Origin of the sequence: Microvirga brassicacearum, assembly GCF_008757455.1 — a bacterium.
GTDB classification, from domain to species: Bacteria; Pseudomonadota; Alphaproteobacteria; order Rhizobiales; family Beijerinckiaceae; genus Microvirga; species Microvirga brassicacearum.
Genome location: NZ_VCMV01000013.1, coordinates 311,465 through 337,336, shown reverse-complemented (window position 1 = coordinate 337,336; position 25,872 = coordinate 311,465). Strand labels below are relative to the sequence as shown.

The following is a 25,872-nucleotide window of genomic DNA, read 5'->3' as shown; positions in this document are numbered from 1 at the left end:
GTCCGCTTTTGAGAAACAAATTGGCAGCGGACGTTCCAAGCGGCGTGGTCCAGACACACGACAAAAGACCGCCGCACCCGCATAATCGCCATGACGCTAACGAACGGCCGCCCTGTTCTTTGCACTGCCCGCACCGGCAGCGCCGGGATCCAACAGTGTGAGGATCAGGGAATCGCCGTCGAGGCGAACCTGAATCGGCAGATTGCGGAACTTGGAACCAAGGTCGTCGGTGGTCTTGTAGAGGCCATTGACAGCAACGAGTTCGGCCTCGAATTTGCGGCAGAAAATTCGAGCCGTCGAATTCCCCGTGTAACCGGCGACGGCTCGTCCACGGAGCGAGCCGTAGATATGAATAGAACCTCCCGCGGCCTGAGCGCAGATACGTCGAGAACAACAGGCCGACCGGAGAAGAACCCGGGCGAGTTCTGCGTCAGCTCGCCAGTCGCGCATCGGTACGACGGGTGCGAGAACCAGCGCCAAGAACGACTTGCCGCGAAAGCGAAGCGAGGGGCGGGGACGGCCGGCGATGGTCACGGCGCCCTGTGCCAAGAGGGTCAGCTTTGGAGTGCTCCAAGCGGCGCCTAGTGAGAGATCGCCGCATCCTCATCGAGATGAGCGCTGGAATAGATCTTCTGGGCAAGAGCTGCCAGACCGAGCAGCGTGACCGAAGCGAGAGCGCAGCAAGCCGCGAAGCCCAGCGAGAAGCCGCTCCGTGCCACTTCCAGCCATGCAGGTGCGGTTTCGCCCATCGCCTTGGCTGTCTCGACCGCGCCAGCGAGCGTGGTGGAGACGGCTAACTGCTGAGCGGCGTTCAGCCCGCTCAGGTCGACGCCGTCCATCGTCATGCGGTAGACCAGCGTTCCAAGGCTTCCAAGAATTGCGACGCCGAGCGCTCCGCCGAACTCTGCGCTTGTCTCGGAGATTGCGGAGGCCGAACCTGCCTGCTCCGGTGGTGCAGTCCCCACGATCAGGCCCGTCGTGGTGAGGATGACCGGCACGAAGCCAAAGCCAATCAGCATGCTTGCTCCAAGGACGCCGACCAGGCTCTCGGCGTAGGCGGCGGCTGCCATCACGGATACGGCGACGGCATTGACAAGCAGGCCAAGGAGGACGGTCTTGATCGGCCCAAGCCGGTTCGTGAAGCGATGTGCCTGAAACGACATGATCGTGAAGACAAGCGCGGATGGCACGGACCACAAGGCTGCTTCAAGCGGCGATAGGTCAAGAACCAGTTGCAGAAACAGGTTCTGAAACAAGAACACGCCAAACACGAAAAACACGCCAGCCAGATTGACGATCAGCGAGGCGGTGAATGCGGGGATGCGGAACAGGCGCAGGTCTATCAGCGGATGCGCGAGGCTTTTCTGGCGGCGCACGAACAGCACACCGACCAGCACACCGGCCGCGATGGCAAGCAGTTGGCGCGGCGCGAAGCCATCCGCTGCCATATGTTTGAAGCCGTAGATGATGGGCAGGACGGACCCAAGCGACAGCGCCACACTGAGCAGATCGAGCTTTTCGCCGCCCTCATTCTTGTATTCTGGCAAGAGGAAGGGCGCAGCGATCAGCAGCGCTAGCATGACCGGTATGTTGATCAGAAACACCGATCCCCAATGAAAGTATTGCAGCAGCACCCCGCCGATCAGAGGTCCTACCAGCCCACCTAAGGCGAAGGCAGTGCCCCAAATGCCGATCGCCCGGTTCCGCTCGGCTTCGTTCTGAAAGAGATTGACCACTAGAGACAGAGTCGACGGAGCGATGGTCGCACCGGCGATTCCAAGCAACGCCCGAGCAATGATGAGTTGCTGGGCCGTGCTTGAATATGCGGCAAGTGCGGACGCCAAACCGAAAGCGAAGGCACCGATGAGCAGCACACGCCTGCGACCGATCCGATCCCCAAGCGTACCCATTGTCACGAGGAAGCCCGCGACCATGAAACCGTAGATATCGTTGATCCAGAGAAGTTCGGAGGCTGATGGATCGAGATCTGCAACGATTGCAGGCATCGCGAGAAAGAGGACCGACAGATCCATCGAGTAGATAAGGCAAGCGGTCGACAGAACGCAGAGCCCGATCCACTCACGGCGTCCCGCGAGTGGCTGGTTTTCAACAGTTACCCGTTCTTGCATGACTGACTCTCATCTTTGCCAGGGCAGGTACTTACACGCCGTCGCAAGGATTCGGCAACCCGAACAGCCCTGATCTGACACCGCATATTCCAGAATAACGACGGCTTCGACCTCGAAGAGCATCGGGTCAATTGCAAGCTTGGGGACGGGAATCAGGGTTTGCGCCGGCAGCCTCGCCGAACATTGCCTTAACGTTCTTGGTCAGCACCTCAAGCTTGGACATATAGTGATCGACCACGAAGACCGTGAGCTTGGCAACCTGACCCGGCTTTGCACCGAGCGCCTCGATGGCGGTGCGCAATTTGCAGAGGCTTGCTCAACCTTGACAGCAAAGTGGGGCGACAAGCCTCCCGTGCTGTCCTGGCCGCCCATCGAGGTTAGACGATCCGGCATCGCCCTGTCCCGTATTGCAGGAGTTTTTCTCCCGCCCATTGCCGCCGCTCCGCCCTGGCACCCGTCTGTATCGCCTCAATGCCATGGGAGCCGTGGTCAACGTCGCGGGGTGAGTCAGTCAGGCGACTGCATTCATGTCAAGGCGCCGGGTGTCAGTTAAGCCACCTTGAAGAGCGCGGACGCTCCTACTATTGAGGAATCGAGGGACGACACTCTCGTCGATCCCTCGAACCGATCGCTTCGCAGGGTTCAAGCTCTGCAGTTCAGGCGAGAACATGAGTTTCCAGATGCCTGAATCCCGCATCGGCCGATCGTTCGTCAGCGCGCAGCAGGTAGCGGACCTGGCCGGCGTTTCGCGTTCGGCCGTTTCGCGGACCTTCACCGAAGGCGCGAGCGTTTCGAAGGCGACCCGGCAAAAGGTCCTTCAGGCAGCCGACGTGCTCGGCTATCACGTCAATCAACTGGCGCGCAGCCTGATCAACGACAACAGCGGCATCGTCTGCATCATCGGCGCCGATTTGAGCACGCCCTATCAGGCCCGGATCCTCGATGCGATGACCCGGCGCCTGCAAGCCATCGGCCGGGTCGCGATGGTGATCAACACCTCGGGCGAAAGCGCCAGAGTCGAAGTGGCGCTACGTCAAACCTTACACTACCGCGCCGACGCGACTGTTGTATTGTCCGGCGCCCCGCCGGCTTCGCTGATCGACACCTGCCTGAAGAGCGGGCAGCACGTGTTCCTGATCAACCGCGACGACCGGCTTGAGGGACCGGAGAATCTCGCCGTCGACAATGTCACCGCATCCCGCGAGGCATTCCATATGCTGCTGCGCGCCGGATGCCGGAAGATCGCGATCGTCTCCTCGATGGCGGGCACGCCCAGTCTGCTGTCCCGGGAGCGGGCGTTTCTCGCAACGGCGAGCGACGCCGGCATCGAGGTGTCGGTGACACGCGCCGGGCCGACGACCTATGCCTCCGGTTACGACGCGGCGCGGTTGCTGCTGCCCCAGTCCGACCGGCCGGATGCGGCTTTCTGCGTCACGGATCTCCTAGCCTGCGGCTTCATGGATGCCGCGCGGTTCGAGTTCGGGATGGCTGTTCCCGCTGACATTTGCATCGTCGGCTTCGACGACATCGAACAGGCCGGCTGGGCTTCCTATGCGCTGACCACATTCCGCCAGCCGATCGACCAGATGGCCGACAAGATTGCGGCGCTACTCGAGGAACCCGCGGAGGGAACGGTCAGCGAGGCGGCGGTCTCTTTTCAGGCGACCCCCATCTGGCGCAAGTCTGTCCGCCCCAAATAGGTGGCGGGGCGCGCTTCGATCCGGCCGGTTCTCAAATCAACGGCGAAGTTCCGCGACGGGTTGGAGTCGAGGTAGGATTCGAGAATCGACAAGAAGCTCGCCAGGCGTGCCTGTGCGCTCGAGGCGGTCCATGACCCTGCCGCATAGCGCCTCGCCAATACGCGGTAGGCCTCCAGCCGGTCCGCAGGGATGAAATCGAAAGCGATCTCGCGTCCTTTGCGAAGCCGATACCAGTCCACCATCAGGTCCATGAAGGGGACCGCTCCCCACGCATGGACCTCGTCCTTCGGCCCGGGCCGAACATCCTCCGCGTTCAGTGACTCGGACACTCCGGCGATTCGCCACAGATCTGCGAGGGTGAGTTCGGGCACGAGCCTTGCAAGATCGGCCGGCCATTCCTTCGGCAGATACCGGCGACGCACCATTTCGGCGAGATGGCGGCTGAGAAAATCCGCATGGTCGCTTGCGTCGAGCAGGTCGCGAAAATCCTCGCCCGTGGCGGCCGCCTCGACGCGATACAGGTCGAAGGCAGCGTCATACCCGGCAACCGAGGCAATCGTCACCGTCTCGACTTCCAGCCTGTCTCCCTCGAACGATGCGATCTTGTAGGCGGGCGGAAAGCCGACCATCGACGGGACGGCAACATTCACCAGGAAGTCATCCCCATCGCGGACGAGCGCGGTATCGTTGATATGCAGATGGCCGCTGAAGTGAATCTTGATTCCCGTCGCAGCGGCGGCGAGCGCCACATCCGCGGCCGGAGAACGGCGGACGAAGCTGGTGTTGCCGAGAAGCTGGGCCTCGAGCTCCGTCGAGCCGTTCAGCGGATCGATGATCGGGTAATGGGAAAAGGTCAGGAGCCGCTTCCCCCCCTCGGCGGCGCGGCGGGCGACGTCCCGCATCCAGTCGAAGATGAACGGCTTGTTGCGCAGCATCGAGTTCCAGCCTGCATCCGTGCTGTCGATGTAGCTCTTCTCCGCAGTCGGATCGCGATCGCCGGGCTTCGGTTCGAACACATTGGAGTCGATGGAAAGCAGCCACAATCCTTCCACGGGTTCGACGAGATAGGAGGCATCGATCATCCGCCTCACCGTCTCCCCGTCCGCGGAACGGATCTCGAATGTGCGAGCCTCCAGATCGTCGCTGTCGCCGAAGGGCGTTTCCCAATGACGCACTTCATCACCGCGGAAAAATCCGAACTCCGCCATGTCGCGCAAGGCACGCTCATAACCGCCGCAATACATTTCCGCGGTAACAACCCGCGCGGTCGAGCGTCCGATGGCGGCGGCGGGATCGCTGGTGACCAGCGTATTGCCGCCATCCGCATCGATGAATCGTTTGCTCTGATGCCGGCCATGGATCGCATAGAGGTCGTGATTGCCGGGTGTCGCGAAAAAGCGCAGTCCGTGAGTGGCCGCGTATTGGCGCAGGAGCGCCGCAGCGGATGACATCGTCGCGGCCTGTCCGTCGTCCGACAGATCACCGTTGACGATGACAATCGAGATCTGCCGCCGCACGATGTCATCGAGCAGGGCCTTGAGCGCGTGATAGCTTTCGTTGAAGATGCGGGTGGACCCGCACGTGTCGGCCAGCGTCCGGATGGCGGATGCCACGTCCGTCCCCGGACGATAGGTGATGTCGTGAAAATGCGGATCTGCGATGACGGCGATCTTGACCATGCCGGGGCTCAACCATTCGCGGCGCGGGCATAGTCGTCCGCGGCGCCGCCGGCAGAAACAGCCTCGGCGTCGATCCTGGCGATCCAGTCGCGCGCCCGCAGGGCCGCGCCGACAAGCATCGGCTTAGGAGTTTCGAACCATTCGTCGGCACGCAGCTCCCGCCTCCGGCGCACATGGTCGAGCGCGGCCTCTAATTCCGGGTACATTTGTGGCATCTCCACATGCAGGAACAAGGCCGCCAGCGCCACGGAGCGGCTGCGGCCTGCGCGGCAATTGACGAGCACATTCCCTTGCTCTCGGCGCGGATATGTCGCTCGCTCCGGAAGCTTCTGGGAGAATGCGCCCCGTAACAGGTAGAATCCCGCGAGCATCATGGTTTCGGGATTTCCGTGGCCGTCGACGAGGCCCAGTTTGTAATAACGCACGGCCCCGATTCCATAGATCGCCTCGGGATCAGCAGCCCCGGGGAAACGCTCGGTCGCGTAGTTCAAGTCGAGATTCACCGCGCAATTGACGACCGTCGTGATGTTCCTGGCCTTGAGCGCGGCGAGATCGCCGGCTCCCTCCATGCCTCCGATATAAAGGCCGGCCCCGTATGGCTGTACGTGTTCTTCGATCAGGCTCAGTGCCGGGCGTTCGTATCTCGGACTGTCTTCCCGCATTCTCATGGTGCTCCCCAGTCCTTACAAGCGGATGCCTGTCGCCTCGCTCATGCCCTGTGCGATGCCCGGGCAGGAAGCGAGAACGGCTCCGCCGTCACTCAGGCCGTTGCGTTCGAGAAAGGGCGCCGTTACTCCGCCGGCTTCCTCGACCAGAAGCAATCCCCCAAGGCAATCCCAGGGATGCATATGGAGTTCCGCATAGGCATCTGACCGACCGTCGGCGACGAAGGCGAGCGCCAGAGCTCCGGATGCACCGCGGCGTACATTGGCGCCACGGGTCAGGATATCGTCGAGGACCGCGAGGTATCGTCCGTTCGGCACCCTGGGCGACCAGCCGAGTTCGACGCAGGCGCGGTCATAATCGGCCGTGGCGGCCACTTTGATCGGCTGGCCGTTTCTGGTCGCTCCGCGCCCGCGGCGCGCGAAATGGAGCTCGTCGAGACCAGGATTGTAGATGGCACCCAGTTCGACAAGCCCGTTGGCAACATAAGCCACCGAAATGCAGAAATGAGGGATCCCGCGCGCGAAGTTCGCCGTTCCGTCAATCGGATCCACCACCCACAGGCTGGGTTCGATCCCGCCGCCGGATTCCTCGCCCAGAAATCCATCCTGGGGGAATTCCGCGCTGATCCGCTGCTTCAGATGACGCTCGACGGCCCCGTCGGACTCGGTGAGGAAATCCTGTGGGCCCTTCATGGCCGCGCCGACTGCGTCGCCTGTCGCAAAACCCGCAAGAGCGATCTCCCCTGCCGATCGTATCATGTCGCGACAGAGAGCTTCGCGCCTGTCAAGATCTGCAACCGCGTCTTCCAGTCTGGCGGACGAGCGAATGTTCATCAATTCTGTTCCGGGTTGGTTGCGCAAGGCCCAAATTGCACAGGTGTGCAAGCAGGTCAACGTCAATCTCTGGAGGGGCCACGGGTCATCATCACGAGTTCCGCATCTGTGCAGTGCGCCCGTTTGAAATGTTCTCGGCAACTTCGGCCAGCGTCGGGTAATTCGCGCCCGTCCCGGTCGCGATGTATCCAGGGCAGAATTGCGCGGGCGCTGCGATATCGACTTTTCCAAGTGGGAAAGGACGATAGATCCCGCCCGCCTGCCGCAGGATCAGGATGGCCGCAGTGACGTCCCAGGCATTGACACCGAAACCCGCCGCCGCGTCCGCCCAGCCTGCGGCGACGTGGGCAATGCTGAGTGCTGCGCTTCCCGGCCGCCGCAGGGTGGAGAATTTCTCCGCCAGCGTTGCGAAATGCTCCAGAGCACGGCTTCGGCCGTCAATGCGAAAGTCCCGCGCGACTGGATATCCCGTGATCAGCGTCGCACGGGACTCATCCGCGACCGCGCGTGAGCGGAGCGGCTCGCCGTTGAGCCATGCGCCGGTGAGGTCGGCTGAAAACAAGTTGTCGGCAACAGGGTCGTAGATGACACCAGCCACGATATGGTCATCAATCGCGGCGCCGATCGACACGCACCAGAACGCAATGCCGCTCGCGAAATTGGATGTTCCGTCGATTGGATCGACATACCATTGGAGGCGACCGTCTCCGCTCGATCCGGCTTCCTCTCCGACGATGATCGAATCGGGAGCCTCACCCAGGATGAACGCCCGGATCGTCGCCTCGGATTCCTTGTCATGCCGGGTCACCACGTCATGGTGATCGGCCTTGTAGTCGACGGTCATCGTCGAGCGGAAGCCCGCCAGAAGCGGCTCGCGCACCGAAAGCGCCGCGCGGATCGCAATATCCTTTAGCCGAATCGATTCCAGCACGCCGCTCATGCGGCTTTCCCGCGCTGCGCATTCTGAAACAGCTGTATCAGCTCGCGCGGGCCAGCGATGATGGCGTCGGGCGCGACCTTGAGATCGTATGGCATGTGATAAGTTCCCTCCGCCTCCATCAAGATATTGCCACCGATGCCTGCCCTTTTGCCGCACAACACGTCACGGTCGAAATTGTCTCCCACATACCACGCCTCCGACGGCACGAGACCGAGTCTGCGGACGGCGAGCAGAATCATCTCGGGATTGGGCTTTCGTACACCGGCGGCATCGCTATGGATCTCGACGGCGAAGCGGGAGGTCAACCCACGCTCCTGGAGGAAATCGAGGTGAACCTGTCCGGAAAGAGCATTACTGACGATGCCGAGCTGGACGCCCGCGGCCTCGGCGATATCCAGAAGGTCGAGGATGCCATCCCGCAAGGCACGCGTGCTGCGCATGTTGCCCATTCGGCGGCAGAGATCGGATGCTTGTTGGACGACCGCGTCCCGAGACTTTTGCGGCCAGTCGGCGGCAACAAAATCGCCCCAGAACTCCTCTTGCCGGAGCTCGCGTGGCGCAAACGGCCGCGACATCGCATTCTTCCAATGGGAATCGGCCGTGCACCCTGCCTTGATGTCGCTCGCGATCTGTTCCACGTCGTGCGAATCCACAGCTGGTTTCAGATCGGCCAGCAGCTCATGAATGTGTCTCGCCAGCCGTGCTTCCCAACCAGGAACTCGCGATGTTTCGACGATGACCCCGCCGAAATCAAGCAACAACGCCCTCGGCACGGTGAGCTTTTTCCCGGACACAACTTTTGTCTTCATCATCCGGCTATCTCCCGTTGTTTCGGTGCGGCTTCGCGCGCCGATAATGCATAGGTCACACGTTCAAGAGTCGGATACGCGGCTTCACCCCCGTGGGCAAAATAGTCGGGCGCCAGAAATGCCGGTTCGAGCATCCTGCCATTGTCAAGTCCGACAAAGCGCCCTCCCGCCTGCCGCAAGATCAAGATGCCCGCGGCCACGTCCCAGGGATTGGTCGACAGGCCCATCGTGGCGTCGGCCCAGCCTGCTGCAAGATGGGCAAGATGCAGCGCGCCGCTGCCGAGGTTGCGAACGGCATGGCAGGAATCGAGCAGCTCTGCCTGGGCACCAAAGGCTCTGTCCCCCACGTCCCTGACATGCCGAGCGTTCGGAAAGCCTGTGAGGAGAACCGCTTTCCCCTCATCCACCCGTGCTCGACACATGATCGGAACATCATTCAGCCTGGCGCCGCCTAGATCTGCCGAAAACAGGTTTCCCGCAATCGGATCGAAAATGACGCCGGCCACGAGTTCGCCTTCTACGGCGGCCGCAATCGATACGCACCAATGCGCAATGCCACTGGCGAAGTTCGACGTCCCATCGATCGGATCGACGTACCAGACGACGGCACCGTCGCCCTCCTTGCCGCCCTCCTCGCCAACAAATGTTGAATCTGGAATCTCGGAGAAGATGATGGAACGGATCCGCTCTTCGGACGCACGGTCGTGAATGGTCACAATATCATGCAGGTCGCGCTTGTACTCGTAGTCCATCGGCGTGCGAAACGCCATCCGAAGCGGTTCTCCCACGGTCAGGGCCGCCTTTCGGGCGATGTCGAGGAGCTGAGAAGATTCGATGAAGGTAGACATGATCACCCGTACAGAACCGACAAGCAGGGCGGAGAAGCCGAAGCGTCCCCCGCCCTCATCTTCGATCATCCTATTTTTTGTAATTGACCCGCCATAAATCCTGCCAGTCCTGGCGCGCATCCCAGTCGGCGAGCGCCGTTGAAGCGTCGTATTGCTGGAGCCGGTCGAGAATTCTGCCGATTCCCGATGGCTCGCCTGCCGGCAGGCCGATCGAGGAATTGGTGGGCAGCTTGCCGTCGACGACCTGTGGCGCGATCCCCTCTTCCGTGAGGATGTAGTGGATGAAGAGCTTCGCCAGGTTGGGGCTCTTCGTGCCGGTGGCGATCAGTCCGAGCTTGACGTAGGTCCAGCCCGGCCACGGGCCGAGTTCCGTGCAGAGTCCGAGCTTGTAACCTTTGTCGGTGTTGTCTCGAAACTTTGCCGAGCTCAGGAGGCCGAAGAACGGTTCCTTCTGTCCGGGTGCTCCGATCGCCTCCGAAATCGCGTCGTCGCTGTCGGATACGAGGGGGCCATTGGCCGCAAAGGCTTTGATCCACGCGGCTGTCGCACTTTCCTTACCCTTCTCCAGATCCTTGCCGAACTGCGCCGTGTAGGCTGCAGCCATCTTCTCATCGCCGTGCGTCTCCATCTGGTTGAACCAGTCCGAGTATGTGCCTTTCGAGAGCGGATCGTAGAAGGCGACTTTGCCTTTCCATTTCGGTTCAGTCAGTTCCCAAAGATTTTTGACGGGGCAGGATTTGTAGACCTCGGTGTTATAGGCCCATACATTGGCGTTGGTGGTGATCGCCAACGGATCCTGGAATTGCTTCGCAATTTTCTCCGTCATGTCGGGAGGTAGCCAGCTCTGGACGAACTTCTGCGGCAGGAGCTGGGCCAATCCTGCGGGCGCATCGGTAATCAGCACGACGTCGCCCCTCACGTTCTTGGCCTGTGCCTCGCGGATGATCATCTCGAGCTGGCCAGAGGCCGAAACCTTGATGCCTGTTGCCTTGAGCCCGTACTTCTTCGAGAAGTTTTCGGCCATCTCGACGATCTTGCCGGTGCTGTCATAGATATTGATCGGTGGCTCTGCCTTGGCGGCCCTCACCAGTGCATCGAGGTGGAATGGTTCTTCGGCAGATGCCGGAAGAGCCAGGAAAAAGCAGGCTCCAAGCAGGCCGGCAAAGACGTTTACGAGCCGATTCATCCTGACGCCTCCGGCGATTTTAACGAATGTCTTGTCCATATCATCCTCCCCACCGCGGACCGATCAGTGCCGACGGGAGATTGCGTTGCTATTTCCGATAGTTCACCCGCCACAAATCCTGCCAGTCCTGACGGAAATCCCAGTCCTTCGTCGCCGTCGTCGCGCTGTAGGGGAAAATCTGCTCGAGCGCCTTGCCGATTCCGGAGGGTTCGTCCACCGGCAGCTTGGCGTCCTTGTTGGTCGAGATCTTGCCGTCGACCGCCTGCGGGGCGATGCCCTCCTCCGTCAGGAGATAGTGAATAAAGAGCTTCGCGGCGTTAGGACTGTCTGTCCCCTTGGCGATCAGACCGAGGCTCGGATACATCCAGCCAGCGAAGGGCTTCAGTCCGGTGCAGAGACCGAGTTTTGCGCCGGAATCCGTATTGTTTCGAAACTTTGCCGAACTCACTAGGCCCATGAAGGGTTCCTTCTGCCCGGGAGCCCCGACGGCCTGCGCTGCTCCCTCGTCCGCGTCCGTCAAAAGCGGGCCGTTGGCGGCGAAGGCCTTTACCCAGGCGGCGGTGGCGGTCGATTCGTCCGACTTGAGATCCTTGCCGTAGAATTCCTTGTAGGCCGCTCTGACCTTGTCGTCCGCATGCTCGGCCAACTGATTGAACCAGTCCACATAGGAAGCCTTGTCGAGCGGATCCTGCAGCGCGACCTTGCCCTTCCACTTCGCCTCCGTCAGCTCCCAGATGTTCTTGACCGGGCAGCTGCTGTAGATCTGCGTGTTGTAGGCCCAAACATTCGCCTCGTTGGAGATCACGAGAGGGTTTTGGTAGATCGCCGCAACATTCGCGGCGAGATCGGGAGGCAGCCAGCTTTCGACAAAGCCCTTCGGCAAAAGCTGCGCGACTCCGGCAGGCACGTCACTGATCTGAAGCACGTCTACCTGGACATTCTTGGCCTGCGCCTCGCGGATCACGATTTCGAGCTGCGTCGCCGCGTTCGCCTTGGTGCCGGTAGCCTGGACGCCGTATTTCTTCGTGAACGCCTGGGCCTGCTGCACGATCTTGCCCGTCGTCGACGATACGCTGATCGGAGGTTCCTTTTTCGCCGCCTCGATCAGCGCATTGAGGTTGAACGCATCCTGCGCCTTTGCCGCACCCGAAGCGGACAATCCAACCATCAATGTGCAAAAAGCAAGTCGGCTCAGGTTTCTTGTCATGTTACTCGCCATTGTCGTCCTCCCGGTAAATCTCTCATGTCACGAGTGCAGTACCGCCGGGTTCAAGAGCCGATCGGCAGTTTTTGATCGTCGGCCAGCCCCATCGAAGACATGCAGCGTTTTCGGCTTGACGAAGAACTCGACCATGGCGCCAACCTCGATCTCGGGCGCCTGATGGGTCGTCAGAAACAACTTTTCTCCAGCCGTCGACAGTTCGATGATCCAGCTTCCGCCTGTTGGCAGGATGCCGCTCACCTCGGCCGAGCCCGCGAACGCGTCCTCGGGCACTGGCGTTTTCGGGCCAACGATGCGGATCGCTTCCGGACGAATGCCGACCGAGCCAATATCCTCGATCTGTGCGTAGCGCTGTTGGAAATAGCTCCTCGCGCGAACGACGAGATCCGCTGGCGACCCGGCAGCGAGCTCAAGGATATTGATCGGGGGGTTGCCGACGAACTGCGCCACGAACCGGTTGGCAGGCCGATCGTAGATGTCGTTCGGTGTTCCCACCTGCTGAAGCATGCCGGCGCTCATCACCGCAATCGTCGTTGCCAGGGTCATCGCCTCCCACTGATCGTGTGTGACGAAGACGATTGTCGTCTTGAATTCACGGTGCAGCCGCTTCAGCTCAGCGCGCATTTCGAGGCGCAATGCGGCGTCGAGATTGGACAGCGGCTCATCGAGGAGAAGCACCTCTGGATTGACCGCGAGCATACGGGCAAGTGCAACCCGCTGCTGCTGACCGCCGGAAAGCTGCGACGGATAGCGATGCCGGTACTCTTCGATTCCGAGCGTCTTCATTACCTTGCCGACCCGCTCTTCCCGTTCGGCCTTGGGCAGGTTGCGGAGCCTCAGGCCGAAATCGGTATTGCGCTCGATGGTCAGATGCGGCCAGAGCGCGTAGCTCTGGAAGACCAGGCCCATCTCTCGTTTCTCCGGCGGGACGAACACACCCGCTGTGACCGAGTCGACCACACGCGAGCCGACCTGAATCTCCCCGTCCGTGAGATGTTCAAGGCCGGCAATCATTCGGAGCGTGGTGGTCTTTCCGCAACCGGAAGGTCCAAGCAGGCACATGAATTCCCCGTCGCCGATCTCGAGATCGAGATTCGCGACGGCATTCGCCGCATTGGCACCGTAGTTCTTCTCGACGCCGCGAAGGTTGATCTTTGGCATGTCAGTTTCCCAGTCCTTGCGCGAGATTGGTCCTTGTGAGCTTCTGGCCTAGCAGCGTACCGAGATACGCAATCGCCGCGATGATGAGCACGACGGCGTTTGCCGCCTGCGTGTAGTGATAATCCACAAGCCTCAACGAGAAGGTGGTCAGCACGTCAGTACTCGGGACTGCAAGCACCACGAAAAGACTCAGGCCCTTGATGCCCGAAATGAAGGGAAGCAGAATCCCCGTCACCAGTGAGCCCTTCTGAATGGGTATGATGATCGAGATCATCCGGCGAGACCAACCTGCACCGGCAATCTGGGCCGCTTCCTCCGGCTCTTTCCCGAGCTGCATCATGGCGGCGATCCCGGCCCGCGACGCGTAGGGCATCTGGTCCGCGATCAGCGCCAGCATCAAGATTAGCGTCGTGCCGTAAAGCGCGGGAACAGGTCCTCGCGGAACTGCGAACAGCGAGAGGTAGGCGGTGGCGAACGCGATGCCCGGTACGAGATAAGGCAGGAATGTCACCTGCCGCAGGAATGTCGCCAGCGGCTGAACCGGGGTACGCGCCACCACATAGCCCACCAGCAATCCCAGCAAGCCGGACACGATGGAAGCCACACCAACGATCCGCAGGCTGTTCCAGGCCGCATTCCACAGGTCCGGGCTGAGCAGGATTCCGGTTTGCAGCGCGACCGTGTTCAGATCCGTTCCGATCCAATAATCCAGGGTGAAGTTGTCGGCGTCGAACCGGGCCGGAATCTTCATCACCGTTGAGAGAAACAGAACCGACAAAGGCACCGCGACGCTGAAAACAAAGATCAACGCGGCGAACACGGTTGCGGGGATGCGCAGGTTGTTCAGCGGGTTCAGCCGATCCATCGCCCCTTTCGAACCGACGGTGACGAAACGGCGCGCCTCCTTGATCAGCTTCGCGTCGATCATGATCGTCATGACGCCGATCAACATGATCGAACCCGCCAGCACCGCCGCCACGCCCGTTTGACGCGACGAGATGCTGCGGTAGAGGGAGGTCGCCAGCACATCGAACTTCACCGGCAAACCGAGCACGTAGGGCACGCCGAACTCGCCGAGACATTTGGCAAAAATCAACACGATCGCCGACAGGAGCGAGGGCAGCATCAGGGGCAGAATGATCTTGCGTGTCACCGTCAGCCGGCCGGCACCGAGGATGCGCGCCGAATCCTCGAGCTGAGAATCGAACCGGCGCAGGGCATTGCCGAACAAGAGAATGATGAAAGGCGAATAGTGGAGCGCAAGAATGATGGTGACCGGCAAGCGGCCGTAGGCCAGCCAGTCGGGCGGGGTGAGCCCGAGCGCCTCCAGCCAGCCTTCCTGTCCACCCACCGTGCGGTTCTTGAACAGCGTCGTCCACGCAAGAGCAAACGTCCAGGCGGGAAGCATGTATGGCACGATGAGCGCAGTCGCAAACCAGCGGCGGCCGAACATGTCCGTGCGGGCGAGCAACCAAGCGAGCAATCCACCAATGACTACGGCGGCGATGATCGCGCCGAATGCGACGCTGAGCGTATTGAGGAGAGGTTCCCAGAAGAGCGACGAGGCGACGCGGGATGTGAAGACCCGCTCGATATAGTACCAGGTGAAGTCGCCAACCTCCATTCTGATGCGCCGCTCATCGCCGAGTTGCACACGCCCCGCATCCGACAGCATCGAGATGATCGGCACGACGATCAGATAGGCGAATAAAGCGGCGGTCAGGATGCCGATTGCCGTCGTCGGCTCGCGCAACGCGATTCTCAGTTTGTAGCGGAACCTTTGTGCCGCACTCGCAGGCGCGCGATCGGCGGCGTCCTGCCGCCCGCCCTCAACCAGCTGCGGCGGACAGGCCGCCGAGGAAGACCCGGATGAATTCGCAGCCAACTGCCCGCTCATCCGCGACGACCTGACACGAAACGCTGGATGCGCGCATGGGTGAGTTCTTGGGCGATTTCCTCGTCGACGGTCGGTTGGCGCACCGCTTTTCCTCCAGGTCCCATGACATGCTTTGGTTTACGTCAGACCGCAGCCTGCCCGTCCCGCATTTTTTGCGATTGATCCATGCGGCATCCAAGTTGTCAATGATAATTCTACAAAATGCACACCTGTGCACTGATGAATATCGGAAAATTAAACGTTATACTCTAGAAATTTACCTTGGTGTCCAAGACACAGCAAGCATTTCCGGACGATCGTTGCCCGGTTTCGTAACGCCGCAGGATCGCGAAGCACGCGCGTGCAAATCATTCAAATGCGGCTCTGCGCTGATCGCCGATGGCACGACCAACAAGCAGATCGCCGACATCCAGGACTAGATTGGCCGCGACCAAACGGCCTTGATCGGATCTGGGAGATCGCTTCGGCTGACGGTCACAGCCCGATCAGCGACTACCGCGCAACCTTACGCAACTGTGCCGGTTGCGTTGCTGCTTTGAGCACCGTCTTCCCTGGCTCGAGAATAGGCTCCTTAGCCGAGAGCTCGACGACCAGGACGTCCTGTTGAGCATCGCAAAACTCTGCGACGATACGGGCAAGCCCGTTGAGAGCATCCCCTGCCATCGCGGTCTCGCCCGCGGGCCGCAGGTCGCCAATCACCCAGACTGTGTGACATTTTGCAAGCACTGGAGCGATTGCGCCAAGGCCTCTCTCGAGAAGCTGCCGAAACTGCTCGATATTGGCCTCGTGCTCCTGCTCATGCGCCGCAATCAGCGGGCCAATGTCGTCGATGATGACCACCTGGGCCTCGCTCCAGCGCCAGAAGTTGATGTTCGGCGGCCCTGGATCGTCTGCGAAATGTGGGTTCGCCGGACGGGCCGCGCATTCCAGTAGCCTGTCCATGCTCAAATACCTTACCGACCGCTTTCTGAAAGCAAACTCGGTGCCGATGCCGGCGGCGATCGCGGTCCGACCGGAGCCGATTGGGCCACCGACGACGACCTGGAATGGCTGCGCCGTGGGTGGCGCACCCCGGTCGATGAGATTCTGGAGCTGCTGTGCAGCGTCCGCACCGATGGTCCGCTGTGCGTCGGCCAATCGAAACAGGTACGGAAGCGATGCCTTTTGCCAGATGATCTTCTGGCGCAGCCAGGGCGGTGCGCAGATGATCGCGAGGAGCGCCAGCGCCACGAAGCCGATGGCACTCCACGGCGCAGTCTGGTGGAACGCGAATCCGATGCCGAGCCCCATTGCCATATAGGCGGTCGCAATGATCGCGTTGTTGCGCAGGAGCTTGCGGTCGAGCGGAAAAAGGCCCGTCGCAACCGCGACGGAGCTGCCATAGGCGCGGTATTCCCAATACGAGACAGCAATCAATCCGACCATAAGGCCGGCGATATTCGCCCAGGAGGCATCGATCCCTATGAGCGGCAGGGCGTAGCGCGCCACGAACGTCAGACTGAATTGGATGACGATCCCGAGGCACACATGCCCCATCTGGTCGGCCATCCACATGTACGAGTAGGTCGCGGCGCTCTGCACCTCTTTGCCATAAAGATCGAGCCAGAACTGCGCCAAGAGATCCTTGGCGGTGACGTGTGGTCCACGGGGACCACTTCGTTGGGGCGATGCCGCTGGATTGATGGCCGACACGATGACCTCCTCCCAATCGCGCGGGGGTTGTGAGGACTGCTGCTGTCAGCCCGCCCCCGACGCGTTTCCATTGAGTCCCTGCTGTCTCATGGACATTAGCGGACAATCGGATGCGGCGAAACGACATCAGCAAACCGTGTTCGCCAATGGCTACCAAGGCATCCGTGGGTGAGAATCCCCGTGACGGCGGACCGCAACGTACCTCTGATCGACCTCGGCCGAACCCGGCGAGTGCTTACTTTGCGCCACGTGCCTTGCTGCGGTTCCAACCCCAGCCGAGCCGCAGCGTGCATCAACTGCATGGCCAGGTCTCGCCCGAGCCTTACCCTCCTTACAGAAGCCATGTTCCTGACGTGACCTGAGGCGTCGCTTTCCTGACGTTCGAAAGGATTGATCATGAAAGTCATCATCGCAGCCGCGGCCTTGGCGATAGTGGCCGCTTTTCCAGCAGCTGCCCAGTATTTCGGGGAGGACCTCTACGGCGGGGACGGGCGCTACTACGAGGAAGATTTCGGTCGACCCAGCGTTCGTCGTGGACCACGTCCGGGCTATGAGTGGGAGCCTCGCGGCTACTACGGCGAACGACCGCGCGAGCGATTTAACCGTCGTGCCTATGGGCAAGGGTTTGGACGGGTCTGCGTGACCTCACGGGGCAATTGCGCAGGTCCTCCGGTCCCGATCAACTCACGCTGTCGGTGCGATATCCCAGGGTTTGGTCTGAAGCGCGGGAACGTACTCTATTGAGCCGGCTCGCTTGCTGAAGCCCGACATCCAGATGCTGATCGGCCATGAGCCAGGCCGATCAAAAGGCGGTTGCCGACAAGACATGATGACCTAGCCGTCGGAGTTGGAGGGTTCTAGACAACCTTCGACATCGGCAGTCGGAGGAGGCGCGCATCGAGCAGGAATTGCCGTCACGACGATAGCGGGAAGCAGATCCGCGTGCGAGTGCCCTTTTCGACCTCGTCGCGCTCGACACGTCCATTCAGCTGCTCAGCAAAGCTGTCGATGAGGGTCAGCCCAAGCCCTCCCTCTCGCGGTGGACCCATGCCTTTTCCGTCGTCTTCGACCGTGATGCAGCCTTCGCCAATATCGGAGTCCGCCGAGAAGCTCACCCGGATGACGCCGCCCAGGTCGTTGAAGGCGTATTTGAGTGAATTGGTGCAGAGCTCACAGACGATTAGGCCGGCGGGCACAGCGCGATCCAACGGCAGCGTGGCGCTGCTTGCGGTTACCTCGAAATGGACCGCCTCATACTTCGGGTCAATATTGCTGCAAAGAGCCCGCAGATAATCGCCAAACTCTACCTCGCTGCCACCCGCTGTCGCAGAGAGTTGGTCATGGGCGAGAGCAATCGCATGCACCCGATCCATCACCGCACCAAACCGCTCCTTCGCCTCCTGCGTCTCGGCATGCCGACGCTGAAGACCGAGGAAGGCGAGAATTGTCTGGAAGTTGTTGCGTACGCGGTGTTGGAGTTCCCTGAGGAGAGTCTCGGCCCTGACGTCGTGCTGTGCGTGCTCTGCCGTCGCAGCGAGCGCCTTCTGCTCCAGCTCCAGTCGATACAGAGCCAATCCAAGGACCTGCGCGAAACCCCTCAGGAAAGCCACGTCGAATTCGTCGAAGGAACGCGGTTCCTCGGAATCGACCTCGAACACACCCCACACTCTGCCGTCGAACATCACTGGCACGTTCATGGCAGAGACGATTCCGTGCTCTTGCAAGACTCCCATGTATCGAAACTCAGAGTCGTTCGGCAGGTCTCCGATGACGACCGGCCGGCCCGTTTGCAAGCAGCGACCGGGAGGCGAGCCGCGGTCGATGGGCAAGCTTAGCTCGCCGACAACACCGGGCTTCCAGCCGACACCTGCCTCGACGAAGAGATCGCTCTGATCCGGCCGATAGCGCATGACCTTCACACGCTTCACCCGTGTCACCCGCGACACCAGTGCGGTCGCGTGATGGAGCAGCCTTTCCCGGCTCAGGCTCTCCGAGCCGCTCAAGGCAAGTGCCGTCGTAATGCGCTGATAATCGAGCATACGACGCTCGCGCTCAGTTAAATCTGCAGAGGCACTCTTCTTCGGCATGGCTGAAGTCAATCGCCGCAGCTCGGCTGAGTTCCTGTCGGGAGGGCTTGGCAAACTGCTCGGTGGGAGCACCGGCGGAACGCGCCGACCTCCGGCTGCCATCCGGGCAGAAAGCTGCAGACGAGGCTTTCGCCTTCGTGAGCCACAATGGCCCCGGCACGGTCTGCAACTTTAGGCTTAGAGCCCCTTGATCTGATTAAGCCGGGCCACAGAAGCTAAAATACTTGACGTAAGCTGTTCACAACAAGCGCGCCCGAGGGAGAGAGCCATGACGAACGCCAAGACTCTAGGAGTACATGCTCCTGGCGTAGCAAAACAATCTCGCCGCCGTTTCCTAAAGACCGCCGCGATCGGCGCTGCCGCAACCGTTGCTGCGCCGAACATTGCCCAGGCCCAGGGTCCGATCAACATGCGCTGGCAGAGCACGTGGCCGTCCAAGGACATTTTTCACGAATTCGCGCTCGACTTCGCCAAGAAGGTCAACGACATGACCGGAGGCGACCTCAAAATCGAGGTTCTGCCCGCCGGCGCCGTGGTCCCCGCTTTCGGCCTGCTCGATGCCGTGTCGAAAGGGACACTTGACGGCGGGCACGGCGTGCTCGTCTACCATTACGGGAAGCAAACCGCTCTAGCGCTCTGGGGGTCCGGTCCCGGGTTCGCGATGGACGCCAACATGCTTTTGGCATGGCACAAGTACGGCGGGGGCAAGGAACTTCTCGAGAAGCTATATGCGTCGATCGGCGCCAACGTTGTCTCTTTCCCATACGGACCGATGCCAACGCAGCCGCTCGGCTGGTTCAAGAAGCCCATCGCCAAAACTGAAGATCTCGCCGGCCTGAAATTCAGGACCGTCGGCATCTCGATCGACGTGTTCACCGGCTTGGGTGCCGCGGTCAACGCATTGCCCGGCGGCGAGATCGTATCCGCGATGGATCGCGGCCTGCTGGATGCAGCCGAGTTCAACAATGCTTCGTCGGATCGGGCTCTCGGCTTCGCTGACGTTTCCAAGGTATGTATGCTTCAAGGCTATCACCAGAACGCCGAGCAGTTCGAGATCATGTTCAACAAGACGAAATACGACGGGTTGCCCGACCGGATGAAGGCCATCATCGTCAATGCGGTCGAGGCGGCGTCGCAGGACATGCACTGGAAGGCGATCGACCGCTACTCGAAGGATTACATCGAGCTGCAGACGAAGGACAACGTCAAATTCTATAAGACGCCGGATGCGATCCTGAAAAAACAACTGGAGGTCTACGACGAGGTCGTGAAGAAGAAGGCCGGAGAAAACCCGCTGTTCAAGGAGGTCCTTGAATCGCAACTCGCGTTCGCCCAGCGGGCGACACGGTGGGAACAGGACACGGTCGTCAATCGCCGCATGGCGTTCGATCATTACTTCGGACCGAACGCGGCCGCGAAGAAGATCTGACACGAGGGCAAAGTGAGTCAGGCAGAACCGGGGAGATGCTCGATGTCGCCTGGCCCTTATTCTATCACCCTCTCTCCGCTCGGATTCTCCGCATGAACCTCCAGCAAGTTCTGCACTGGGTCGACAGCGTCAGCACATGGGTGGGCAAGGCTGCTGCATGGCTTATCATCGGGCTCATGACCCTTGTCTGTATCGAGGTGTTCAAGCGCTACATCATGAACATGCCGACTGCATGGATCTTCGATGCGAGCAACATGTTCTACGGCAGCGCGTTCATGCTCGCAGGCGCCTACACTTTGGCGCAGAACGCCCATGTGCGCGGCGACTTTCTCTACGGCTCGATGCGGCCGCGGACACAGGCGTCGTTCGATCTTGTCCTCTATATCGTGTTTTTTCTCCCTGGCATCGCGGCCCTCATCTACGCGGGCTACGACTACGCGGCGCTCTCATGGCGGATTAACGAGCATTCGACCGTGACAGCGAGCGGCCCACCGATCTATCACTTCAAGGCCATCATCCCCATCGCGGGCGCCTTGGTGATGCTGCAGGGCATGGCCGAAATCCTGCGCTGCCTTGTCTGCCTCAGGACCGGGGTGTGGCCCAGCCGGCTCAAGGACGTGACGGAAATCGACGTTGTCGAACAACAGCTCGCGCATAGCGAGCACATCGACGAGGAAACGCGCGCAGCCGCGATCGGGCGTGCCCAGCAAATCGACGAGGCAGCGCGTCAGCGCGGGATGGGGGGAGACCTGCAGTCATGAGCGATCCGGCGCTGGGGCTCATGATGCTCATGCTCATCGTGGTTGTGATCATGATGGGTTTCCCGACAGCCTTCACCCTGATGGGTCTCGGCATGTTCTTCGGATTCTACGCTTTCTACAGCCCGGCAGAGAGCTGGTTCGATAACCGGATCTTCGATCTGATGGTCCAGCGCACCTATGGGGCGATGACCAACGATGTTCTCATTTCCATCCCGCTTTTTGTGCTGATGGGATACGTCATGGAACGCGGGGCGCTGGTGGACAAGATGTTCTACTCAATCCAGCTTTCGTTTCGACACGTCCCCGCTTCGCTGGCGATCGCGACGCTGATCGTCTGCACGTTCTGGGGCATCGCCAGCGGTCTCGTCGGGGCGGTGGTAGTTCTGATGGGGGTGATCGCCTTCAACCCGATGCTGCGCGCCGGCTATGACGTGAAGCTCGCCTCAGGCGTGATCACGGCGGGCGGCACGCTCGGAATCCTGATCCCACCCTCGGTGATGATCATCGTCTACGCAGCCGTCGCAGGCCAGTCTGTCGTGAAACTCTACGCGGCGGCGATGTTCCCAGGGTTCTTTCTCGCGTTTCTTTATCTCGTCTATGTGATTGGCTGGGCGATGATCAATCCAAAGATCGCGCCGCCGTTGCCGGAAGAACAGACGCGGGTTCCAGTGCCCGTGTGGATGAGGCGTTTCCAGGAAGCCTACCCCCACAACATGCTGATCGCGCATGTTTTGGCCCTGTTCTCGCCAGCGAAGGCAAAGGGGATCGAAACCGAGGAGGGCCACCTCACCTACTGGAAGCTGTTTAAAAATTTTGGTGCTACGCTCATCCCCTTCACCATGATGTCCCTGATCCTCTGGCTGGTCTGGTGGTATGCGGTCATCCATCCACAGGCGTCGAGTGAGGGCGACATTCCGGAGGGCTTGGAGCAGCTCGGCGGGCCCGCGGTGAGCGCAGCGCCGGCGGCACCGGTCGAGATAGGCCCGGGAATCACTTTCTACGTCACGTTCGGAATAATTGCCGCCTTAGCAGCCGTGGTGCTCGTCCGCTATTATCGGAACATGAATGCCGAGCGCCTGGAAGTCGTGAAGCTTCTTTCGTCGTCGATCATGCCGCTTGGCATTCTCACAATCCTCGTGCTCGCCGTGATCCTGTTCGGCATCACGACGGCGACGGAATCCGCCGCTGTCGGCGCCGCCGGAGCCTTCCTCCTCGCCTTCCAAGCCCGAACACTCAACTGGAAGCGGACCAAGGAGGCGGTGTTTCTCACGGCGAAGACCACCGCCATGGTGTGTTGGCTCTTCGTGGGATCGGCGTTGTTCTCCGCCGTTTTCGCAATTCTCGGCGGACAGGGGCTGATCGAGCGCTGGGTGCTGTCGCTCGATCTGTCGCCCATACAATTCATGCTCCTGTCGCAAGCGATCATCTTCATTCTCGGGTGGCCGCTCGAGTGGACCGAGATCATCATCATCTTTGTGCCGATCTTTTTGCCCCTGTTGCAGCACTTCAACATCGACCCGGTCCTATGGGGCGTACTCGTGTTCGTGAACCTCCAGGCGGCATTTCTTTCGCCTCCGGTCGCAATGTCGGCGTTCTACCTTAAGGGGGTTGCCCCACCGCATGTCACGCTTAACCAGATTTTTGCGGGCATGATGCCTTACATGCTGATCGTGATCCTGTGCATGATTCTCATGTATGTCTGGCCTGGAATGACTTTGTGGCTTCCCAATTACCTCTACGGCGGCTGAGACCGCGGCAGTCGAAAGTCCCGGACTGCATTTCCCGATGCGTGCGCCCAACTATCTGATCTGGTCGGATGGTCGACCGGCTGTCTGTCAAAGTATGGTTTCTGAACTGTCGAACTGCTGGCGCGGCGCGCAATTCCTTATTCTGAGACGCAAGAGCATGGCACGCACGTGCGCCGCTACGGCTTCAAGGTTAGTGGACTTGTCTTCGACATCCGGCTTCTCGACGGCGCTTTCGTTGCGCGGTTTTTTATTCTTAGCCATCGAACCTACTCCGATACGCCGGACCGATCGATCAACGTACCCGCCTCAAGAGAGTTGCACCTGACACGTCGTTCAATCGAATTGAGTAGGCCTGAAGAAGCTTAAATTCAAAGCAGAGGAAGATTAGTTGGACCGAGTTGGATCCTCATCTGCGCTAAGGATCAAAGTCTCCAAAACGTGACCAAATTCATCTGTAATCTCCAGCCGCCATCCCCGCCAGTCGCGGGTGGTGGAGGGAAGTTCACGAGTAAGTTCGTCGATGGCTCTGCGGGCGCCGTCGATCGCCGATTGCAGGTTCGCAAGTTCCATCCCAATCTCGTCGGAAATGGCATCATGATCGCTAGCGAGGTTGAAAAAATACCGCATCGACGCTGATTTCTACGCCCGAGACGAGCCCAAGCGAGACGAGGTCTATAGAGAACAACCATCCACGTCTGCTTTCGTTCTTGATGTGATTCCCATTCCGGGCCGAGCCAGCGCATCCCGGGACTATGATTGCTGGTCTGCAAAGCAGCCCTCCTGTTATCCTCGAGTCCTCGTCGTCGTGCCCTTTCTTGAACGCTCTTGACACCATAATCGGCCTTCCTATTTGGCGGTTTAGCACTCGCACCGCCTGAGTGCTAAAAATATGGAATGAAACAGGAGGGTCTTAGATGAAGTTCCGTCCTTTACGTGACCGCATCGTTGTCCGCCGGACTGACCCGGGAGAGCGGACGAAGGGTGGCATCATCATCCCGGACACCGCGAAGGAGAAGCCCCAGCAGGGCTTGGTGGTTGCAGTGGGTCCCGGCAGCCGCGACGAGGGCGGCAGGGTGGTCGAGCTCGACGTGAAGGTCGGCGACAGCGTGCTCTTCGGCAAGTGGTCTGGCACAGAAGTGCGCATCGACGGTGAGGATCTCCTCATCATGAAGGAAAGCGACCTCCTCGGCGTTCTGGAGCAGGATGCCGCGTCGTCCCGGGAGGCCGCATGATCGGACATTCGGCACAATTCATCAGATCAGGAGGTTGAAACCTATGGCTGCAAAAGACGTAAAATTCTCCTCTGAGGCCCGCGAAAAGATGCTCCGCGGCGTCGATATCCTCGCCGATGCTGTGAAGGTCACGCTTGGCCCGAAAGGCCGCAACGTCGTTCTGGAAAGGAGCTTCGGCGCTCCGCGCATCACCAAGGACGGCGTGACGGTGGCCAAGGAAATCGAGCTCTCCGACAAGTTCGAGAACATGGGTGCCCAGATGGTCCGTGAAGTGGCAAGCAAGACCAGCTCGGTGGCAGGCGACGGCACTACCACCGCAACCGTTCTCGCGCAGTCCATTTTCCGTGAGGGCACGAAAGCTGTGGCGGCCGGCATGAACCCGATGGATCTCAAGCGGGGCATCGACTTGGCCGCCGCCGAAGCGGTCAAGGACATTCAGGCTCGCGCGAAGAAAGTCGCCTCGTCCGAGGAGATCGCCCAGATCGGCACCATCTCGGCCAATGGCGACGCTGAGATTGGAAGGATGCTGGCCGAGGCCATGCAGAGGGTCGGCAACGAGGGCGTCATCACCGTCGAAGAGGCCAAGACCGCCGCCACGGAGCTCGACGTCGTCGAAGGCATGCAGTTCGATCGCGGCTATCTCTCGCCGTACTTCGTCACCAATGCCGAGAAGATGGTGGCCGAGCTCGAGGACGTTTATATTCTGATCCACGAGAAGAAACTTTCATCGCTCCAGTCCTTGCTTCCAATCCTTGAGTCCGCGGTACAGACCACGAAGCCGCTGCTCATCGTTGCGGAGGACATCGAAGGCGAAGCTCTCGCGACCCTCGTGGTCAATAAGCTCCGCGGTGGCCTGAAGATCGCCGCCGTCAAGGCTCCCGGCTTCGGCGATCGCCGCAAGGCCATGCTCGAGGATATCGCGGTCCTTACAGCCGGCCAGGTGATTTCTGAGGATCTCGGAATCAAGCTCGAAAATGTCACGCTCGACATGCTCGGGCGCGCCAAACGCGTTCGCATCGAAAAAGAAAACACAACGATCATTGATGGCGCGGGCCAGAAGCAGGACATCGAGTCGCGCGTCCAACAGATTAAGGCCCAGATTGAGGAAACGACCTCGGACTACGACCGTGAGAAGCTCCAGGAGCGTCTGGCCAAGCTTGCCGGCGGAGTCGCGGTGATCCGTGTCGGCGGCTCCACGGAGATCGAGGTGAAGGAGAAAAAAGACCGCGTCGACGATGCGATGCACGCCACCAAAGCGGCCGTCGAGGAAGGCATCGTTCCCGGTGGCGGCACGGCCCTATTGCGCGCCAAGGCGGCTGTCGCGAAGCTAACGAGCGACAACCCGGACGTGAAGGCCGGCATCAACATCGTGCTGCGCGCGCTCGAAGCTCCAATCCGGCAGATCGCCGAGAACGCGGGCGTCGAAGGCTCGATCGTCGTTGGCAAGATCGCCAGCAATGACTCGCCGAGCTTTGGTTTTGACGCTCAAGCTGAAGACTTCGTGGACCTGGTTCAGGCAGGCATCGTCGATCCAGCGAAGGTGGTCCGTACGGCTCTCCAAGATGCTGCGTCGGTGGCCGGACTCCTCGTTACGACCGAGGCCATGATCGCCGAGTTGCCGAAAAAGGAAGCGACGCCAGCAATGCCCTCGGCTGGCGGGATCGGCGGCATGGACTATTGAAGGCTCCTGGGGGGACCCGCACGCCAAGGGTCCCCGGCGGAGTTTGACCGACTTCAAAGCCCCGCGTCCGTTTCCGGGGTCAGCCCTATGACGATCAACCCAAAGGCGGGTGCGTTCAGAGACACAAATAAGAAACTTGCCAGTTTTGGAGTTGCCACCAGGCCCAACGCAA

Annotated in this window: 23 protein-coding genes and 2 pseudogenes; 8 read left to right on the top strand and 17 right to left on the bottom strand. The window is 60.5% G+C overall.

What is annotated here, in order from left to right; translation table 11 throughout:
• Nucleotides 1-96: 96 nt before the first annotated feature.
• From FEZ63_RS09105 to FEZ63_RS09095, 3 genes and pseudogenes are all read right to left on the bottom strand, one after another.
• Nucleotides 97-366 (bottom strand): annotated as a pseudogene (locus tag FEZ63_RS09105) (septum site-determining protein MinC); the annotation flags it as partial.
• 215 nt (nt 367-581) lie between these two features.
• Nucleotides 582-2,129 (bottom strand): MFS transporter, encoded by a 1,548-nt coding sequence (locus FEZ63_RS09100; protein ID WP_150943518.1) that lies wholly within the window; start codon nt 2,127-2,129, stop codon nt 582-584.
• A gap of 87 nt (nt 2,130-2,216) precedes the next feature.
• A pseudogene (locus tag FEZ63_RS09095) lies at nt 2,217-2,510 on the bottom strand (RidA family protein); the annotation flags it as partial.
• A gap of 299 nt (nt 2,511-2,809) precedes the next feature.
• On the opposite strand from FEZ63_RS09095, the gene FEZ63_RS09090 reads away from it, so the two are divergent.
• Nucleotides 2,810-3,829 carry a LacI family DNA-binding transcriptional regulator gene (locus tag FEZ63_RS09090; protein WP_150943516.1) on the top strand — a complete coding sequence of 340 codons (1,020 nt, stop codon included), beginning with the start codon at nt 2,810-2,812 and terminating at the stop codon, nt 3,827-3,829.
• Here the strand turns inward: FEZ63_RS09090 and FEZ63_RS09085 are convergent.
• The 10 genes from FEZ63_RS09085 to FEZ63_RS09040 all read right to left on the bottom strand — a co-directional run bounded on the left by FEZ63_RS09085 (nt 3,787) and on the right by FEZ63_RS09040 (nt 15,010).
• Nucleotides 3,787-5,508 (bottom strand): metallophosphoesterase family protein, encoded by a 1,722-nt coding sequence (locus FEZ63_RS09085; RefSeq protein WP_150943513.1) that lies wholly within the window; start codon nt 5,506-5,508, stop codon nt 3,787-3,789. The genes FEZ63_RS09090 and FEZ63_RS09085 overlap by 43 nt on opposite strands.
• An 8-nt stretch (nt 5,509-5,516) precedes the next feature.
• Nucleotides 5,517-6,170: a dual specificity protein phosphatase family protein gene (locus FEZ63_RS09080; RefSeq protein WP_150944148.1), complete on the bottom strand. Its 654-nt coding sequence runs from the start codon at nt 6,168-6,170 to the stop codon at nt 5,517-5,519.
• A 21-nt stretch (nt 6,171-6,191) separates the two neighbouring features.
• Nucleotides 6,192-7,007, bottom strand: coding sequence for an inositol monophosphatase family protein (locus FEZ63_RS09075; RefSeq protein WP_150943511.1), 816 nt, complete (start codon nt 7,005-7,007; stop codon nt 6,192-6,194).
• A gap of 91 nt (nt 7,008-7,098) precedes the next feature.
• A complete protein-coding gene (locus FEZ63_RS09070) occupies nt 7,099-7,947 on the bottom strand; it encodes an inositol monophosphatase family protein (protein ID WP_150943509.1) in 849 nt (282 codons plus the stop codon).
• Nucleotides 7,944-8,759: an HAD family hydrolase gene (locus FEZ63_RS09065; protein WP_244622716.1), complete on the bottom strand. Its 816-nt coding sequence runs from the start codon at nt 8,757-8,759 to the stop codon at nt 7,944-7,946. The genes FEZ63_RS09070 and FEZ63_RS09065 overlap by 4 nt, the downstream gene beginning before the upstream one ends.
• Complete coding sequence (locus tag FEZ63_RS09060; protein ID WP_244622715.1) at nt 8,756-9,673, bottom strand: inositol monophosphatase family protein; 918 nt, start codon at nt 9,671-9,673, stop codon at nt 8,756-8,758. The genes FEZ63_RS09065 and FEZ63_RS09060 overlap by 4 nt, the downstream gene beginning before the upstream one ends.
• Nucleotide 9,674: 1 nt before the next feature.
• Nucleotides 9,675-10,790, bottom strand: coding sequence for an ABC transporter substrate-binding protein (locus FEZ63_RS09055; protein ID WP_150944141.1), 1,116 nt, complete (start codon nt 10,788-10,790; stop codon nt 9,675-9,677).
• A gap of 88 nt (nt 10,791-10,878) precedes the next feature.
• On the bottom strand, nt 10,879-11,997 hold the full coding sequence (locus FEZ63_RS09050) for an ABC transporter substrate-binding protein (protein ID WP_150943507.1): 1,119 nt from the start codon (nt 11,995-11,997) through the stop codon (nt 10,879-10,881).
• A 39-nt stretch (nt 11,998-12,036) separates the two neighbouring features.
• Nucleotides 12,037-13,173, bottom strand: a complete 1,137-nt coding sequence (locus tag FEZ63_RS09045; RefSeq protein WP_150943505.1) for an ABC transporter ATP-binding protein — start codon at nt 13,171-13,173, stop codon at nt 12,037-12,039.
• 1 nt (nt 13,174) lies between these two features.
• A complete protein-coding gene (locus FEZ63_RS09040) occupies nt 13,175-15,010 on the bottom strand; it encodes an ABC transporter permease (RefSeq protein ID WP_244622745.1) in 1,836 nt (611 codons plus the stop codon).
• A 95-nt stretch (nt 15,011-15,105) separates the two neighbouring features.
• Here FEZ63_RS09040 and FEZ63_RS09035 point away from each other — a divergent pair, with 95 nt between their 5' ends.
• Nucleotides 15,106-15,489, top strand: a complete 384-nt coding sequence (locus FEZ63_RS09035; RefSeq protein WP_150943501.1) for a hypothetical protein — start codon at nt 15,106-15,108, stop codon at nt 15,487-15,489.
• A gap of 73 nt (nt 15,490-15,562) precedes the next feature.
• Here the strand turns inward: FEZ63_RS09035 and FEZ63_RS09030 are convergent, their stop codons facing one another.
• On the bottom strand, nt 15,563-16,762 hold the full coding sequence (locus FEZ63_RS09030; protein WP_150943499.1) for an ATP-binding protein: 1,200 nt from the start codon (nt 16,760-16,762) through the stop codon (nt 15,563-15,565).
• A 396-nt stretch (nt 16,763-17,158) separates the two neighbouring features.
• On the opposite strand from FEZ63_RS09030, the gene FEZ63_RS09025 reads away from it, so the two are divergent.
• Entirely contained in the window at nt 17,159-17,506 is a 348-nt protein-coding gene (locus tag FEZ63_RS09025) for a hypothetical protein (protein WP_150943497.1), read from the top strand.
• A 170-nt stretch (nt 17,507-17,676) separates the two neighbouring features.
• Here FEZ63_RS09025 and FEZ63_RS09020 read toward each other — a convergent pair whose 3' ends face one another.
• Nucleotides 17,677-18,801, bottom strand: coding sequence for a sensor histidine kinase (locus tag FEZ63_RS09020; RefSeq protein ID WP_162419711.1), 1,125 nt, complete (start codon nt 18,799-18,801; stop codon nt 17,677-17,679).
• A gap of 316 nt (nt 18,802-19,117) precedes the next feature.
• On the opposite strand from FEZ63_RS09020, the gene FEZ63_RS09015 reads away from it, so the two are divergent.
• From FEZ63_RS09015 to FEZ63_RS09005, 3 genes are all read left to right on the top strand, one after another.
• Nucleotides 19,118-20,278, top strand: coding sequence for a TRAP transporter substrate-binding protein (locus FEZ63_RS09015; protein ID WP_150943493.1), 1,161 nt, complete (start codon nt 19,118-19,120; stop codon nt 20,276-20,278).
• 92 nt (nt 20,279-20,370) lie between these two features.
• On the top strand, nt 20,371-21,039 hold the full coding sequence (locus FEZ63_RS09010; protein ID WP_150943491.1) for a TRAP transporter small permease subunit: 669 nt from the start codon (nt 20,371-20,373) through the stop codon (nt 21,037-21,039).
• Nucleotides 21,036-22,787, top strand: coding sequence for a TRAP transporter large permease (locus tag FEZ63_RS09005; protein ID WP_150943489.1), 1,752 nt, complete (start codon nt 21,036-21,038; stop codon nt 22,785-22,787). Before FEZ63_RS09010 ends, FEZ63_RS09005 begins: the two co-directional genes overlap by 4 nt.
• 87 nt (nt 22,788-22,874) lie before the next feature.
• Here FEZ63_RS09005 and FEZ63_RS24815 read toward each other — a convergent pair whose 3' ends face one another.
• Together FEZ63_RS24815 and FEZ63_RS09000 are read right to left on the bottom strand one after the other, a co-directional pair.
• Nucleotides 22,875-23,048 (bottom strand): hypothetical protein, encoded by a 174-nt coding sequence (locus tag FEZ63_RS24815; protein ID WP_153245856.1) that lies wholly within the window; start codon nt 23,046-23,048, stop codon nt 22,875-22,877.
• Between the two features lie 123 nt (nt 23,049-23,171).
• Nucleotides 23,172-23,414 carry a DUF6894 family protein gene (locus tag FEZ63_RS09000; RefSeq protein ID WP_150943487.1) on the bottom strand — a complete coding sequence of 81 codons (243 nt, stop codon included), beginning with the start codon at nt 23,412-23,414 and terminating at the stop codon, nt 23,172-23,174.
• Nucleotides 23,415-23,701: 287 nt separating this feature from the next.
• On the opposite strand from FEZ63_RS09000, the gene FEZ63_RS08995 reads away from it, so the two are divergent.
• Complete coding sequence (locus FEZ63_RS08995; protein ID WP_150943485.1) at nt 23,702-24,019, top strand: co-chaperone GroES; 318 nt, start codon at nt 23,702-23,704, stop codon at nt 24,017-24,019.
• A 43-nt stretch (nt 24,020-24,062) separates the two neighbouring features.
• On the top strand, nt 24,063-25,700 hold the full coding sequence (gene groL, locus FEZ63_RS08990; RefSeq protein ID WP_150943481.1) for a chaperonin GroEL: 1,638 nt from the start codon (nt 24,063-24,065) through the stop codon (nt 25,698-25,700).
• Nucleotides 25,701-25,872: the final 172 nt, after the last annotated feature.